This is a genomic window from Carboxylicivirga sp. M1479, assembly GCF_007097485.1.
Lineage (GTDB): Bacteria > Bacteroidota > Bacteroidia > Bacteroidales > Marinilabiliaceae > Carboxylicivirga.
This window is the reverse complement of the sequence record NZ_VKDE01000002.1, coordinates 105,452-121,074: the sequence shown is the minus strand read 5'-3', so window position 1 is coordinate 121,074 and position 15,623 is coordinate 105,452. Positions and strand designations below refer to the sequence as shown.

General features: G+C 38.0%; 15 protein-coding genes. 6 read left to right on the top strand and 9 right to left on the bottom strand.

Annotated features, from left to right (window positions below; translation table 11 throughout):
* Positions 1-15 precede the first annotated feature (15 nt).
* From mutL to FNN09_RS02285, 6 genes are all read left to right on the top strand, one after another.
* Positions 16-1,908: a DNA mismatch repair endonuclease MutL gene (gene mutL / locus FNN09_RS02310; RefSeq protein WP_143299859.1), complete on the top strand. Its 1,893-nt coding sequence runs from the start codon at positions 16-18 to the stop codon at positions 1,906-1,908.
* 126 nt (positions 1,909-2,034) lie between these two features.
* Positions 2,035-2,772: a rhomboid family intramembrane serine protease gene (locus FNN09_RS02305; RefSeq protein WP_143299858.1), complete on the top strand. Its 738-nt coding sequence runs from the start codon at positions 2,035-2,037 to the stop codon at positions 2,770-2,772.
* An 11-nt stretch (positions 2,773-2,783) separates the two neighbouring features.
* Positions 2,784-3,671, top strand: a complete 888-nt coding sequence (locus tag FNN09_RS02300; RefSeq protein WP_143299857.1) for a rhomboid family intramembrane serine protease — start codon at positions 2,784-2,786, stop codon at positions 3,669-3,671.
* A gap of 6 nt (positions 3,672-3,677) precedes the next feature.
* Entirely contained in the window at positions 3,678-4,787 is a 1,110-nt protein-coding gene (locus FNN09_RS02295) for an endonuclease/exonuclease/phosphatase family protein (RefSeq protein WP_143299856.1), read from the top strand.
* A 220-nt stretch (positions 4,788-5,007) separates the two neighbouring features.
* On the top strand, positions 5,008-5,802 hold the full coding sequence (locus FNN09_RS02290; RefSeq protein ID WP_143299855.1) for a thymidylate synthase: 795 nt from the start codon (positions 5,008-5,010) through the stop codon (positions 5,800-5,802).
* A 28-nt stretch (positions 5,803-5,830) separates the two neighbouring features.
* A complete protein-coding gene (locus tag FNN09_RS02285) occupies positions 5,831-6,322 on the top strand; it encodes a dihydrofolate reductase (protein WP_143299854.1) in 492 nt (163 codons plus the stop codon).
* On the opposite strand, the gene FNN09_RS02280 is transcribed toward FNN09_RS02285, so the two are convergent.
* From FNN09_RS02280 to FNN09_RS02240, 9 genes are all read right to left on the bottom strand, one after another.
* Positions 6,312-7,331 carry a glycosyltransferase family protein gene (locus FNN09_RS02280; RefSeq protein WP_143299853.1) on the bottom strand — a complete coding sequence of 340 codons (1,020 nt, stop codon included), beginning with the start codon at positions 7,329-7,331 and terminating at the stop codon, positions 6,312-6,314. The two genes, FNN09_RS02285 and FNN09_RS02280, sit on opposite strands and share 11 nt — an antisense overlap.
* Positions 7,332-7,334: 3 nt before the next feature.
* A complete protein-coding gene (locus FNN09_RS02275; RefSeq protein ID WP_143299852.1) occupies positions 7,335-8,204 on the bottom strand; it encodes a UDP-2,3-diacylglucosamine diphosphatase in 870 nt (289 codons plus the stop codon).
* 178 nt (positions 8,205-8,382) lie between these two features.
* Entirely contained in the window at positions 8,383-9,066 is a 684-nt protein-coding gene (locus tag FNN09_RS02270; protein WP_185968820.1) for a hypothetical protein, read from the bottom strand.
* A gap of 323 nt (positions 9,067-9,389) precedes the next feature.
* On the bottom strand, positions 9,390-10,730 hold the full coding sequence (locus FNN09_RS02265) for a DUF58 domain-containing protein (RefSeq protein ID WP_221932402.1): 1,341 nt from the start codon (positions 10,728-10,730) through the stop codon (positions 9,390-9,392).
* Between the two features lie 10 nt (positions 10,731-10,740).
* Positions 10,741-11,727, bottom strand: a complete 987-nt coding sequence (locus FNN09_RS02260) for a MoxR family ATPase (RefSeq protein ID WP_143299850.1) — start codon at positions 11,725-11,727, stop codon at positions 10,741-10,743.
* Between the two features lie 10 nt (positions 11,728-11,737).
* Positions 11,738-12,952 (bottom strand): DUF4350 domain-containing protein, encoded by a 1,215-nt coding sequence (locus FNN09_RS02255; RefSeq protein WP_143299849.1) that lies wholly within the window; start codon positions 12,950-12,952, stop codon positions 11,738-11,740.
* Complete coding sequence (locus FNN09_RS02250; protein ID WP_143299848.1) at positions 12,952-13,689, bottom strand: hypothetical protein; 738 nt, start codon at positions 13,687-13,689, stop codon at positions 12,952-12,954. Before FNN09_RS02250 ends, FNN09_RS02255 begins: the two co-directional genes overlap by 1 nt.
* A gap of 7 nt (positions 13,690-13,696) precedes the next feature.
* A complete protein-coding gene (locus tag FNN09_RS02245; RefSeq protein WP_143299847.1) occupies positions 13,697-14,578 on the bottom strand; it encodes a hypothetical protein in 882 nt (293 codons plus the stop codon).
* The gene (locus FNN09_RS02240; protein WP_143299846.1) at positions 14,575-15,540 is read right to left on the bottom strand and encodes a stage II sporulation protein M; all 966 of its coding nucleotides are present in this window, start codon (positions 15,538-15,540) and stop codon (positions 14,575-14,577) included. Before FNN09_RS02240 ends, FNN09_RS02245 begins: the two co-directional genes overlap by 4 nt.
* Between the last annotated feature and the right edge of the window lie 83 nt (positions 15,541-15,623).

Here is a 15,623-nt window from a genome sequence, read left to right as displayed (position 1 = left end):
AGAGATAGTAAGCACATGTCGAATGTTATACAGTTGTTACCCGATTCGGTAGCAAACCAAATTGCCGCCGGTGAGGTAATTCAACGTCCAGCGTCTGTAATTAAAGAGTTAATGGAAAATGCCATTGATGCTGGCGCCACCGAGGTACAAGTTATTACCAAAGATGCCGGAAAAAGCCTGATTCAAGTGATTGATAATGGCTGTGGAATGGCTGAAACAGATGCTCGTATGGCATTTGAACGACATGCTACCTCAAAAATTAGGGAAGCAAGTGATTTGTTTGCTCTACAAACAATGGGTTTTAGGGGCGAAGCACTGGCATCTATTGCTGCCATAGCTCAAGTTGAATTAAAAACAAGGCGGGCTGAAGACGACCTGGGTGTTCAAATCAACATTGCTGCTTCGCAAGTAGAATCCCAAGAGCCAATTCAATGTGCCGTAGGTAGTCAGTTCATTATAAAAAACCTGTTTTATAATGTGCCAGCACGTCGCCGATTTTTAAAGAAGACCTCAACCGAATTGCGTCATATCATCAACGAATTTCAGCGTGTGGCATTGGCCAATCCACTTATTGCCCTATCGCTTTACCACAACGATGTACCAATGTTTACCCTGCCTGCAGGAAACAACAAACAGCGCGTGGTAAATATGAATGGTAAGCAAATGGGTAACAATCTGGTACCCATCAATACCGATACCGTTATGATTAAAATAAGTGGTTTTATTGGTAAGCCCGAATCGGCTAAAAAAACCATGGGCGATCAATTCTTTTTTGTCAATAATCGTTTTATGAAACATCCGTATTTGCACCGAGCTATTATGGATGCTTACGACAATATTTTACAACCCGAAACCATTCCTGCTTATTTCATCTTCCTCGAAGTAGATCCTCAGATTATTGATGTTAATATTCACCCAACTAAGACTGAGATTAAATTTGAAGATGAACGTGCCATATGGCAAATATTAAATGCAGCCATCCGCGAGAGCTTAGGAAAATTTAACGTGATGCCATCGATTGATTTTGACACCACAGACCAGATACAAATTCCTGTTTCGGGTCAGGAGATGGCTATGACTGAGCCAACGGTTGAGATTAACCCTTTTTACAATCCTTTTGAAGAGGAAAACAAACAAAGTGGTGCATCTTATAGTGGTGGAGGCACTACCACATTTCAATCTAAAGGATCGACTCAAAATTGGGAAAATTTATACGCAGACAATAACTCTAACGATCAGGCCAATTATAGCAATGGCCCTGAATCTCAAGAGCGTTCATTTGAACAAGCTCAGCATGAACCTGTTCAGCAAACCATTCTATCGTCGGCCAATACGGAGGAAACCAATAATAACAGTCGCTTTTTTCAGCTTAAGAACCGTTACATACTGACCTCGGTAAAATCGGGTCTAATGATGATTGACCAAAAGCGTGCTCACGAGCGCATCGTTTTTGAAGGCTTTATTCGAACATTACAAAGTGGAGCCTCATTATCGCAAAAAAGTTTATTCCCCGAAGAACTAAGCTTTGGCCCCGAAGAAATGGGAATGGTAAGTGAACTTAACACTGATTTAATGACATTGGGCTTGGAACTTGAGAAGTCGGGCGACGACACCTTTAAAGTACTATCAACACCAGCTGGATTGGAAAATGTTTCTGCCGCTCAATTAATTGATGGTATATTAACCGATTTTAGGGATGGCGAAGTAGATCTTCAAAAGGAAGTTACAGAACAAGTAGCAACCTCCATGGCACAGCGTGCCGCAATACCATACGGCAAAGCGCTTTCAGGACTTGAGATGAGTGAGCTATTTGATCAGCTTTTTGCCTGTCAGGTACCTAATTTTTCGCCTACGGGTAAAACCATCATTTCCATTATGGATATTGAAGAAATGCAAAAACGTTTTTAAAAATGCCATAATGTCAGAAACTCAGCCTCTTTTAACCAACAAAATTGGCTGATTTTGCGTTATATTTAAGATTATAAAATTGGCACTGATGTTGTACGTCAAAGCCCAACTTAAAAATAATAACAGATGAACTATCGTCCATCACCCTTAGCGGGCTTGCCGCCAGTAACAAAGAACTTATTAATCATCAATGTGCTTTTTTTATTGGCAACTTGGGTGATAGAAAATACATTCGGCATTAATTTATCAAATTATCTAGGTTTACATTTTCCTCTTTCTGAAAAGTTTAATCCAGCTCAATTTGGAACCTACATGTTTATGCATGGAGGTATTACGCACTTGTTTTTTAATATGTTTGCCTTATTTATGTTTGGTCGCATATTAGAATCTTACTGGGGACCCAAAAAGTTTATAATCTATTACATCGCAACAGGGGTAGGTGCTGCAGTTATCCACATACTATTTAATTATATCGATTACCGATCGGCAATAGCACAACTTACGGAAGAGCAAATAGCCATCGTTTTTGAACAGGGAGCCCAAGCCCTAGGGCAAATGAAAAACTTTACCAATCCTGGCATGGCTAAGTTAAACCTTACGCTTAACATTCCTACCGTAGGAGCATCAGGAGCTGTATTTGGTATTCTTTTGGCATTTGGTATGTTATTTCCAAATACAGAGTTAATGCTATTATTTCCGCCTATACCAATAAAGGCCAAGTATTTTGTGATAATTTATGGTGTTGCCGAGTTATTTATGGGCGTTGCTAACTTCTCTTATGACAACGTGGCGCATTGGGCCCATTTGGGTGGAATGATTTTTGGTTTTATCTTAATAAAATATTGGGAGAAAAAAGGCATCTAAATTAAATGAACATGAGCATACTTGATGAAATAAAGTTATCGTACAAGCAGGGAGGCGCACTTACCAAATTGATTTACATCAATGTGGGTATATTTATTGCCCTACGCTTAATTCAAGTATTCTTTAGTTTTTCAACAGGGTCGGCCAGTGTTAATGATTATCCCGTATTAACATGGTTATCGGTGCCAGCTGACCTTACGGCACTTTTGCTAAAACCCTGGACACTTATTTCTTACATGTTTGTGCATTACGATTTCTTGCACATTCTAGTTAACATGTTGTACTTGTATTGGTTCGGGCGCATTTTTCTCGAATTTTTAAATGCACGCCAATTATTAGGCGTATATATTCTAGGTGGTTTATCAGGTGTAGTATTTTATTTACTCAGCTACAACCTGATACCTATTTTTCAAGAGCAAATACATTATGCTATTTTAATGGGTGCTTCGGGTTCGGTTATGGCCATACTATTTGCCATTGCCCGCTACGCCCCCAATCATAAAATACACCTCATGTTTTTTGGTGCTGTTCCTTTAAAATACATGGCTTTGGCAGCTCTTATCATCGATTTAATAAGCATACCAACTCTATCCAATACAGGAGGTCATATCACTCACATTGGCGGTGCCTTATTTGGTTATTTTTATGGAAGTCAGATTTCAACAGGTAAAGACCTAACTTTAGGATTTAATAGAGTAATGGATCAACTGGCCAGTTTATTTAAACCAAAATCGAAACTGACGGTAACACACCGCAAGCCAATGACCGATATGGAGTTTAATGCTCGTAAAAACTACAAGCAAAAAGAAGTTGATCAAATTTTAGATAAAATAAAGTCAAGTGGATACGACAGCCTAAGCAAGGAGGAAAAACAAACATTATTTGATGCCAGTAAATAATTAATTGTGGTACGACGTTTTTTTAAATCAATAGTAACCGTAATCAGTCTCATCGCTTCAGGAGCTTTGCTTTTTTCTGCTGCAACGGCCTACGTAAGTCCTACTCACACATCAGTTTTGGCCTTTGCTGGCTATTTATTTCCATTTCTTTGGGCGGTTAATTTTGTACTATTTGCCTTTTGGCTGATAAAACGACGCTGGCAATCGCTTATGCCTTTAATTGCAATACTTATCACTTGGGTGCATTGGCAACACACATTTCAATGGAAAGCAACTGAAAAGGATCAATCGGAAATAACGCAAGCATTAAAGGTTATGAGCTTTAATGCTCGTATGTTTGATTATTACGACTGGATAGGCGATGGAACCAATGAGAAGATTTTTGATATGATCAGAAAGGAAAATCCAGATGTACTTTGCATTCAGGAATTTTTCACTTCGCGAAACTCAAAAGACTACAACGAAAACTACATACTTAGGCGGCTCAGTCAGTTTAGGTATCAACACATCGAATACAGGGCAGGCACCAAAAGCAAACGCAATTTTGGCCTAGCTACTTTTAGTAAATATCCCATCGTTGAGAAACACAGTCTAAAATTTAAGCAGTCGAATAATTTTAGTATCTACACCGATGTAAAAGTAGGTAGTCAACGTCTACGGATTTTTAACAACCACCTTGAGTCGATCAAATTTAGCAGACAGCAATTAAATTTTATGGATAGCCTTAATTATGCCGATGAAAACGAGCGAAACGAAAAAATAAAAGCAATTTCGAGTAAATTAAGTACGGCCTTTGAAAGCAGAGCCACACAGGCCGAAAACATTGGACAATACATTGCCAACTCTCCCTATTCGCCTATCGTTTGTGGCGATTTTAACGACACACCTGTTTCGTATGTGTATCGAAAGATGAGAGGCAAGTTAAATGATGCATTTGTTAGTTCGGGACAAGGTTTTGGCGGAACATACAATGGTCCCCTACCATCTTTTCGCATCGATTTCATTTTTCACGATGATGCGTTTCAATCGTATAATTTCAAACGCTTAAAGCTCGATTTATCAGATCACTACCCAATAATAACCACATTGGATCTCAGTCCCGATGAAAACAAATAAAAAGCAAACAGTCACATTTCTGCAGTATTAAAAAACGCCACTATAATTTTATAAAAACGTAAGCATGTTTTTTCATAGACCATAAATCTTAATAATTTCTCTATTTTTACACTCGCTTTTTTGAACTTGAACAAGTTGAACTAAATGCTTGTTTGCTTCTAAAAAAGCATAGCTGTTGCTAATTAAAACAACAGTTTATTTACCGCCAAACATCAATACAATGAAGCAGTATTTAGACCTGTTAGACAGGGTTTTAGAAGAGGGTTTTAAAAAGGAAGATAGAACAGGAACAGGTACAACCAGCGTTTTTGGTCATCAAATGCGTTTCGACTTAAGCGAAGGCTTTCCATTATTAACCACAAAAAAGCTGCACTTAAAATCGATCATACACGAACTCATTTGGTTTTTAAAAGGCAGTACTAATGTCAAATATCTACAAGAAAACGGTGTTCGCATTTGGAATGAGTGGGCTAAAGAAAATGGGGATCTGGGCCCTATTTATGGCTACCAGTGGCGATCGTGGCCCGATTACAATGGCGGTCATATCGATCAGATAAAGCAAGTGATTGAGAGCATCAAAAACAATCCCGACTCGCGCAGGCACATCGTTAGTGCATGGAATGTAGGAGCGATAGATGATATGCAACTACCGCCTTGTCATATTTTATTCCAGTTTTATGTAGCCGATGGTAAACTAAGTTGTCAACTTTATCAGCGAAGTGCGGATATATTTTTAGGCGTACCATTTAACATTGCTTCCTATGCCATTTTAACCATGATGGTGGCTCAGGTTTGTGATTTACAACCAGGCACTTTTGTGCACACCTTGGGCGACGCCCACATCTATCAAAATCATTTGGAGCAAGTTAAATTACAATTAACACGCGAACCCAAAACCTTGCCTCAATTGAAAATTAATCCAGAGCGAAAGTGCATTGATGACTTTGTGTTCGAAGATTTTGAATTGGTCAACTACGAGTCACATCCTCATATTAAAGGAGCAATCTCTGTTTAAACCATCTATTGACCAATAACATCAGCTTATGAAACTTGCAATGATTGTTGCCATTGACCTTAACAATGGAATTGGTAAAGGCGACGACCAACTGGCCTACATATCAGCCGACTTAAAACGCTTCAAAAACCTAACTACAGGCAACACAATAGTGATGGGGCGTAAAACTTTTGAAGCACTACCCAAAGGCGCCTTGCCCAACAGGCGAAACATAGTAATTACTAGGCAAGCAGAATACGATGCCCCTGGAGCAGATATCGTAAATTCACTGGAAGCTGCACTTGACATCTGTCAAAACGATGAAAAAGTATTTATTATTGGAGGTGGCGAAATTTACAACACTTTTTTACCGCAAACAGTTGAACTTTACCTAACAATTATAGAACATACCTTTGAAGAAGCAACTGTATTCTTTCCAGAAATAAATTGGGACGAATGGAACATCAATAATGAAGAGGGACCATTCATCGATGAAAAAACGCGACTACAATACAGCTACAAAAACCTGATTAAGAAATAGCCAAAACGCCAAAATCGCTCATCTGAGGGTAATGTTGCTGTACCAAGGCTTCAATCGTTTCCTCTAAATTATTGGGGTAATAAACATGGACTCTTTCATTGGATTGGGTCCATTTCTTAAGCAAGTCTACATCATTACTCAAACTTTGCAAACAGCTTACACCCATTGATTTCAAAAACTCAGCATTACACAGCTGCTCGTATTGGCCTTTCATAGGAATCACACATAGTTTCTTACCTAAAAACAAAGCTTCGGCCGGCGTTTCAAAGCCAGCATTACAAAATACACCTTCGGCATTTAGCATACTGCTTGTAAATTTCTCTTTATTAACCGGTCTTATTTTTATATTCTCTGCCCTATAGACCTGCTGGGTATGCTTAGAAAAAACATGCCACTCTATGTTCGGAAACTGAGACAAGATCTTAATAATTTTCGCATCGGAATAAGCTGGCAAATAAACGGTGTAATGACCTTTATTCCCTTTATCGGCTAATCGAATATCGTCTCTGATAACAGGTGTTGTAATGTCGTTTCCAAAAGCTTGAAAGTGAAAACCCTTAAATGAACTAACGGGAGCGTAATATTTAAGAATAAGCTCACCCAAAACATTCCGCTGATAAGGTTTTGGCGCTAAAGGGTGTAACACTGCACTCTGATGGCTTAAGCCAACACAATTAACCCTGCGAAGTTTACATGCCCACGCGGTTACTGGTTCAAAGTCACTAATCACCAAATCGTACTGACGAACGGGCAGAGCCATCACTTCCTTCAGCAATTCGTAAGGACGCCAGCGCATGAGAGTCTCTTTAAAATCAACACCCCCATTCTTACCAAAAATAAAACTTAAACCATAAAAGCGGTATTTAACTTTCCACGGAAGCTTAATATCGCTCTGAATACCACTTACTAGAATATCAACTTTACCATAGCGTTTTAAATGCGCTATAACATCAAAAGCGCGGGCAATATGCCCATTTCCTGTTCCTTGAACAGCATACAATATCTTCATGGCTTAGCTGTTAACAATATCGTTATACATGGTTTGAAAAAGAACCTTATGATTTGGCAGCAAATAATCATCATTAACAAGCTCATCCGTATTCGTGCTCACCGCTGCCTGCTTTGGTTTAAAATGCACCAGGTGCCAATCTCCATTGTAATATTCCAATGCAGTCATGTTTTCAACCCAATCACCGCTATTTAAATAGCAAACCTGTCCTAATTCATTTTCCATTACTTTCTTTTCTGGCCAGTGAATATGACCACAAATAGCGTATTCGTAACCTTTGATAATAGCCATATCAGCCACGGTACGTTCGAACTTTGAACTCAGTTCACTTCCTCCTTTCTTTACCGAGTTTTTGATATCTCTGGATAGTGAAACTCGCTTCATCTTAAAAAAGGATAAACAAGCGTTTATAAAACTATTGATGACCGTAAGCATGCCATAACCAATTGCTCCTAACTTGGCTAACCACTTGGAGTGATGCATAAAAGCATCAAAAACATCTCCATGAAAGATCCACGACTTTTTCCCATCCAACTCCAAAATCATCTTGTTTTCAATCACTAAATTCCCCAGACGCATTCCAATTAAACGACGCAAGTGTTCATCATGATTACCAGCCAGGTAATGCACTCGAGTGCCATTCTCCATCATTTTAATAATCTGACGAATTACCTGAAGGTGGCTTTTGGGAAAGTACGATTTTGAGAATTGCCAAATATCTATTATATCACCATTCAATATTAAAATTGGTGTTGATACAGATGTAAGATATTCAAGTAAGGCCTCTGCTTTGCACCCATAGGTACCCAGATGGGTGTCTGAGATAACAAGCGCTTCTAAGTTCTTTTTTTCTTTAGGAATATGTGTTTCCATAACCAATTACAATTAATTGGTTCAAAAATATGGGAAGCTTATAAGGGCTTGATTAAGCTAGTGCGAAGTATTTACTAATTAAATGATGCACTTAATACAATAGTGAAATAGCGGTAACTATAAATTAAAAAAGCCGTCTAAAACAGACGGCTTTATCACTTATATGTTTTTATGTTTGCTAAACTGCCATGGGCTTTATACCAGCTTTACGACCAGATAACATCTTCTGCCAATAACTATACAAATCCTGAGTATACGATCGGGAAATACCCTCCGTTTGAACTAACTGGCTGCGCCTTGCTAGAACCACTGAACTAATTGAACCTTGCATTCCATTACATACCATGTAGGCAATATTAAGTTCGCGAACAATGTTCAAATCCATCGGTTGACGACGACATTGTACAATTAACTTAATTGATGATTCAATTAATATTGATGCAATCGCATTTATCGTTGCCAGGCATCGTTGCGAATTAACATCATCGGATATCAATATATGTGAATATTGACGTGTTTGTGTATAAGTAGATAAAATTGCCTCCAACTCATCTTCTGATTGAGGTAAGTTTACAATCGTGCTACTAACACCATACATGTTGCATAACTTCTGAATGTGCAGATCATCATTATTGTTAGCGACAATTAATAAATCTTTATCAAAAGGTACTACCGAGGAGATGACAGTTTCTAGGGCAAACTCACGCGTTCGCTTGAAGCTTATCGTTTCGTAACCAGTCAAATAAAAATCCTCTGGATTAATAGGCGACTTTGTCATTAACGAGATTAAATTCTTGTCAACAACATCATCAAGCTCTATTTTATCAGATAAACCGTAAAATGTTGAATTGATAACTCTCATCATCCTGCTGCTTCAAAAGTTAGTATTAGGTACAAAGGTATTGTCTGTTCAGACTTTGCAGTTAAGGAAAACTTAGCTTTTCATTAACGCTACATTAATTGGACAAACAATGTGTTTTTCACACGTATAAAGTTATGGGCTTTTTTTAGCAAAATTGTAAGAATAGTCCATGCTTAACTCAAAGCATTTTAATTAATAACCCTCAAAAAACGTCAGTTCGTCAAAATGAAAGCTAAAAATAGCGAATAGATGATTATTGTCAGTTCAGATCTGAAGCAAATGGAAGTAATAAACAAGGTAGAAACTAAAATCGGATAATACCTTTAAATGTATCCGCGGGCTTTTAGTTCCAGGTATTTATTAATGGTTTCAACCGTTAAGTTTTCTGGTGCCGTAATAACCGAATGTATTCCATAACGTTCCAACTCAAGTACAATTCGCTTCTTATCGTAGGCAAACTTTTCGGCAATGGTTTTAATGTAGATGCCCTCCATATCATTGGCTTTCGCACTTGTGAGTTGCTTTAACTCGGTATTTTCAAAAAAGACAACAACAACCATGTGCTCATTGGACAGCTTTTGCAACATAGGCAACTGTCGTTTAGCGGCGCTCAAACTTTCGTAGTTAGTATAAATAACCAATAAACTACGCTGATGAAGCTTTCGGCGAAGCGTTGTATACAAGGCCTGCATACTATGCTCTTGAAACAAGGTATTCTGCTTATACAATGCCTCCATAATAACCTGCATCTGCTTGCTATTGCGCTGAGGAGGAACAACTGTTTGAATTTCATTATTGAATGTTACCAAGCCTGCCTTGTCTTGTTTAAGCATGGCTATTTTAGATAATACCAAAGAGGCATTAATGGCATAATCCAATAAAGTCATACCCTCAAAAGGCATTTTCATTGTTCGCCCCAGGTCGATAATGGAAATAACTTGTTGCGATTTTTCATCCTGGTATTGATTAACCATTAAACTGCTTTTGCGCGCGGTCGCTTTCCAGTTAATCGTTCGGTAGTCATCTCCTTTGGTGTATTCGCGTATTTGATCAAACTCCATTTGATGACCAATACGACGAATCTTTTTAATACCAACCTCAGTTAAACGGTCTGAAATAGCCATCATCTCAAATTGACGCATTTCTTTAAAAGCAGGATACACCTTAACCAAGCGATGCTGATCGCACTGCATACGTCGCTCAACGAGGCCTAGAGGCGATTTTATAAATACATTGAGGTAACCAAATCGGTATTCGCCACGTGTAACAGGACGCAAAGAATAGTCAATCGTTTTGGTTTGACCAGGTTTTAAGCGCATTGATAATTCAAAATCACGCTTTTGAAATTGATGTGGCAACTCATCAATAATGGTTATTTTAACAGGAAAAGGGAATTTATTACTCAGCTCTAATTGAACTGTATTATCGTCTCCATTCGAAAATCGTTCATCCAAACGACGCTTGGCAACGAAAGTTCCCTTTGGCTTAACAAATAATAGTAAGCACTCTACAACAAAAAGCAAAATGAAAAGGCCAAGGCTCATCAACCCAAGCTGCCAAAACAAAGCACCAAATTGCCCTAATGCCAAAAAAAAGATGACAGCACCCATGGCGTAATAGAACAAGGGACTAAAATAAACGTGCTTTCTAATATTAATTTTCATTCAGTACAGCTTAGCGTGGAACCTCAACTGAGTCAATTATTTGTTGTATCACAACCTCGGGCTTCACACCCTCCATCTCTTTTTCTGGAGTTAGAATAACACGATGATTTAGTACTGGTAAAATAACCGTTTTAATATCGTCAGGAGTGGCGAAGTCTCTTCCTTCAAGAGCAGCATAGGCTTTTGCAGCACTCAAAATGGCCAATGAAGCACGCGGACTCCCTCCTAAGAACAAGGCTGCATGGTTACGTGTTTTATCAACAATTTGAGCGATATAACGCAACAAATCATCTTCAACAATAACTTTGGAAGCCATTTCTTGATACTTCACAATTTCTTCCCCTGTGACAACCGCCGATATCTGGCTTAACTCATCTTTATCTTCGCGGCTTTGAGCGTTTGAAAGCAGGCTTACTTCCTGTTCCAAATTCGGGTAATCTACCTTTATTTTAAAGAGAAAACGATCAAGTTGAGCTTCTGGCAATCGGTACGTTCCTTCGTGCTCTACAGGGTTTTGAGTTGCCATCACTAAAAATGGCGGCGACATCGGACGAGTTGTGCCATCAATAGTTACCTGTCGCTCTTCCATCACTTCAAATAAGGCAGCCTGTGTTTTTGCGGGAGCTCTATTGACCTCATCTATCAATACTAAATTTGAAAAGATAGGCCCTTTGTTAAACTCAAACTCCGATTTGCCTGTGTTAAAAACCATGGTTCCCAACACGTCAGATGGCATTAAATCGGGCGTGAACTGGATACGCGAAAAGTCCGATGAGATTGATTTGGACAATAACTTCGCCATCATTGTTTTAGCAACGCCTGGAACACCCTCAATAAGCACATGACCATTCGCAATTACAGCAGTTAATAATAGATCGAGCACTTTTTCCTGCCCAACAATTATTTTATTAATCTCGTTACGAATACGAAACGAAGAATGATTTAGCTCTTCTAAGGGTAAACGGTTTTCGAATGGTGTTTGAGTTTGTTGGTCCATATCTTAAAATTTATTTACACTGTTCATAAAAATACTCTATTCGCCTGTTGAACTGCTCCAAATCCTCTTCACTAATCCTCTTCATCAGACTCAGGTTATTGCCTAATTCAAACAGTTGTTTTACGGTTCTAATAGGTATACTTGTCTTATCCGATAACTGCTGGTAAAAATCCTCATTAGCTTCGGAAGTATTAATGTAATATTTAGCTCTGATAAACTCTTGCAGATAACGAAAGCGTTTTTGAGCAATATCCAAATGGTTTTTCCGACTAAAATACAAACGCCCAATTGTTTCAATAAAACTGACGGTACTATTAACGGGTGCTTTTACTATGGGTACTACTCTTTGTCGGCGTGCCGATTCAAATACAAAGAAGATAAACACGCCTATAAGAAATACATACCAAGCTATGCGCAAGGGTGTACGGTCTAAAATAAAACTCAGAATAGATCGGCTGCCATCATCTGAAATTTGGCCCGTTAAATATTTGTATTTATAGTGCTCATCCCATACTGTAGCTTGATTGGGCAGGTACGACAAGCACTTAAAAGCATATTCGTAATTATCGTGTACCAATAAATTATAATTGGTAAAAGCCGTTGGATTTAAGTTGAGAAACAAATTCCCATGCCCTTGTTTAATCTTTACAAAATTGGTTTTACCATTATTATTGATACCAAGGACTGATGTTCGTAATGTATCGTAAGAGGTAAAGTAGTTATCTGACACACCCTTCTTATACCAATAACCCAAATGAGTCCTTAGCTTACGATTGGCCAGATTAAAGCTAACAGAATCGAGAAAGAAACTACCGCCTCCATATTGTTCTCTATAATCGATAGAAAATAAACTTCTGATGGTATCAGAAATTGAACTGGCCGATAAAAACACTTGATGGCCGTTATCTAACATGGATAATAAACGGCCTATATCTTCGTCTTCAGGAGCAAAATGATTATTGATAACAATCAAATTGGCAGATGTCAAAGTATCATCGCTAAAAAAGGAATTAAAGGTACCATGCGATGTTTGGATCTTTGTTTCATCAACAAGCTCTGGCAATAACTCATAGAGCAACTGGCAGCCAAAGGGTTTTGTATCCTGCTTTGAAAAGCTAAGCGACCAGTCGATTGACTTAGGCGAGTTGGCCAATACAAAAACAACAAGTAGCACAATAAAAGACATGGCTATAATCAGTATTCTATTTGATGATACCCCTCCCATTACTTTATTCTTTGTTGTTTAATTCGTTTTATAAAAAACTCAAAGTCATGTTGTATCGGCATGTATTCTACTTCCCCAATATCAAACTTACCATACCATACAAATTCGTATTGCCTAATGATGCTTTTAAACTGCTTTTGTATAGATTGGTCTTTTACTTCGTAATAATAGTCGCGATCTGTTTTATAAACATTCCACTGAATATGATCGCTGCGATGCAGCTCTCTTAAACACAATAGGAACAAGGTGCGAGTTGCCTCACGATAAGCCATGTTTTTAACAAAGGCTTTTAACAGTTTTTCCAGTTCTTCCGTTTCAATGTTGGCATTATCCAAGCCAAATTTTAGTTGTGTAACCTTTGTTGATTTCGAGAAAACAAACAATCCTTTTATAGGAATACCTAACAATTTAACAATGATAAAAACAACAGCAGCGACTCCCAGAATTAAGATGATCCAACCAAATAAACTCAAAGTGCCATCGCTAATTTTAATAAAGGATAGTAACCAACCCCATAGTTTTTGCCACCAGGTTAGTGCATCGGCATTTACACTGTATTGATATTCGGGTAATGCTTTATAGTAACTAATCGTATCAGCCGATGGACATCGATAGTCTACCATACTATTATCCCAAGCCTCAACGGAATCCTGAACCGCTAATTCGTGCACATCTGCCAACATGGTTTGTGTTAGGGCAAATACAAGTATATTTATCAGATATTTTATAAAACTCACTATTTCCTTAAAGCTTAGTCGTTTCAGATGTATTCTCTGTTCCTATTTGATTGATGCGATCCATAATCGTACTTGATCCCTCATTTTCGTTAAGACTAAAATATTGCAGCCCCGTTACTACGTAAACAAAAGATCGCAGGTAAATAGACAATACAATTAATAAGGAGTAGGTTATAATAACAAATGGTAAGTTTAAGGATCCCCAGTCTCCTGATTGAGCTATCATTGGTATTTTAAACTGAACGTAAAACTGCAATGGCACACTGATAATGCTACCCACAATACCTACTAAAATAGATGCCACAAGAAGCACACCAAATGTTGCCCACCAATTATTTCTTATTACTTGAAAGCAACGATTAAAATTCTTACCCAATCCTTTGTCTTCGATAAACATGATGGGGTAAATCAAACTTAGAATAATAGCAAAATAAATACCTGGCAAGAAAAAGAAAACAAAACCAGCCATAATTAGTATGGATATAACAAACGTATAACCAATAATTGGAAAGAAGTTGCGCGTAATCTGTGAACCAACATCTGACATTGAAAAATTACCTTTCCCCTTTTCGTGATAGACTTTTATGTAACCATAGCTAGCTGCAACCACCATAATTTGAACAATTATACCAAGCACTATCAACAAGAATAAAGGCACAAACAAATTGGCTAAACTAGAAAAATCAGGTGCATTCACAACATTCGCAAACTGTCCGTTTACCGCTTGCATTACCATGTAAACTAACATGGAGATCATTAAAACAATGGGAATACCGGTATAGCTTATCATTGTTTTTGCAAACAAAACACCCTCCTGTTTATAAAATTCGAATGCAGCGTTTATTACACTACTAAAATCTCTCTTCTGATTGAATTTAAGTTCAGTCATTTATTTTTAAATTTTGAGTATACAATGCTGGGGTATATAAAAAAGTACCAAACAATAACCAGCATAGAACCAGCAATGATTAGCACATTAAGCCAATTATCAATTGTATTATAATGTCGGGTAACAAATCCCTCTAACAAGCCTGCAATAAAAAACACAATCGTTATAGGTATCATCACTTTAACACCTACTACCGATCCATGTATAAAAGATTCCTTGCGTGGATACGTGCCAGGAAAGAGTAAAAATTTTCCGAGCATTATACCAGCTCCACCAGCCAATACAATGGCCGACAACTCGAGGGTTCCATGTATCATAATGGCATAAGTAGAGACCCCTAACAAGTTCTTCTCAAAGAAAAAAGCCTGAAAAGCACCTACCATTACCCCATTAAAGAACAAACGATAAATAGCTCCAAGGGGAGTTAAAAAACCATATAAAAACACTTGCCAAGCTACAGTAACGTTATTAAAGATAATATAGAAAGACATGGGCATTTCGCCCATTTGGCCATACACAGCCATTGGGTCGCCCTTTTCAATATTATCCAAAGTCATATTGACATAAGTATCGCCTAATATCGTTCGAACGAATTCAATATCGGTAAGCGACGATACAACTCCCAATGCCCACGAAGCCATAAACACAAAAAAAGATATAATAAAGTATGGCCTGGCAGATCGTAAAACTAATGGTAGTTCGGTTTTAAAAAAAGACGGTATTCGGCTACCCTTTTCGCGTTTATTACGATAAATTTCCTGATGAGCTTTTTGCGATAAGCTATTAAGGTAGGCAAGAGTGTGCGTTCGTGGATAAAAAGTACGCGCGAAAGCCAAGTCGTCCGTCAACTGAATAAACTGATCGGCCAATGTATCCGGATTAATCTTTGACGGCTTTTTTAGTTGCTTTTCAAATTCTCCCCAGCGAGCCTGGTTTCGATTTATAAACGTGATTTCTTTCATAGGGTTGCTGCCTGAGCCTTGCGAATAAATGAATTTTTTTACACATAAAAAACTTATTTTGCTACTTTTGATTATCTAATTAT

Excerpts from the sequence above, each read along its gene's own strand:
- mutL (WP_143299859.1), top strand. The coding sequence starts at position 16 with ATGTCGAATGTTATACAGTTGTTACCCGATTCGGTAGCAAACCAAATT.
- FNN09_RS02305 (WP_143299858.1), top strand. The coding sequence starts at position 2,035 with ATGAACTATCGTCCATCACCCTTAGCGGGCTTGCCGCCAGTAACAAAG.
- FNN09_RS02300 (WP_143299857.1), top strand. The coding sequence starts at position 2,784 with ATGAGCATACTTGATGAAATAAAGTTATCGTACAAGCAGGGAGGCGCA.
- FNN09_RS02290 (WP_143299855.1), top strand. The coding sequence starts at position 5,008 with ATGAAGCAGTATTTAGACCTGTTAGACAGGGTTTTAGAAGAGGGTTTT.
- FNN09_RS02285 (WP_143299854.1), top strand. The coding sequence starts at position 5,831 with ATGAAACTTGCAATGATTGTTGCCATTGACCTTAACAATGGAATTGGT.
- FNN09_RS02280 (WP_143299853.1), bottom strand. The coding sequence starts at position 7,331 with ATGAAGATATTGTATGCTGTTCAAGGAACAGGAAATGGGCATATTGCC.
- FNN09_RS02275 (WP_143299852.1), bottom strand. The coding sequence starts at position 8,204 with ATGGAAACACATATTCCTAAAGAAAAAAAGAACTTAGAAGCGCTTGTT.
- FNN09_RS02270 (WP_185968820.1), bottom strand. The coding sequence starts at position 9,066 with ATGAGAGTTATCAATTCAACATTTTACGGTTTATCTGATAAAATAGAG.
- FNN09_RS02265 (WP_221932402.1), bottom strand. The coding sequence starts at position 10,730 with ATGAAAATTAATATTAGAAAGCACGTTTATTTTAGTCCCTTGTTCTAT.
- FNN09_RS02260 (WP_143299850.1), bottom strand. The coding sequence starts at position 11,727 with ATGGACCAACAAACTCAAACACCATTCGAAAACCGTTTACCCTTAGAA.
- FNN09_RS02255 (WP_143299849.1), bottom strand. The coding sequence starts at position 12,952 with ATGGGAGGGGTATCATCAAATAGAATACTGATTATAGCCATGTCTTTT.
- FNN09_RS02245 (WP_143299847.1), bottom strand. The coding sequence starts at position 14,578 with ATGACTGAACTTAAATTCAATCAGAAGAGAGATTTTAGTAGTGTAATA.
- FNN09_RS02240 (WP_143299846.1), bottom strand. The coding sequence starts at position 15,540 with ATGAAAGAAATCACGTTTATAAATCGAAACCAGGCTCGCTGGGGAGAA.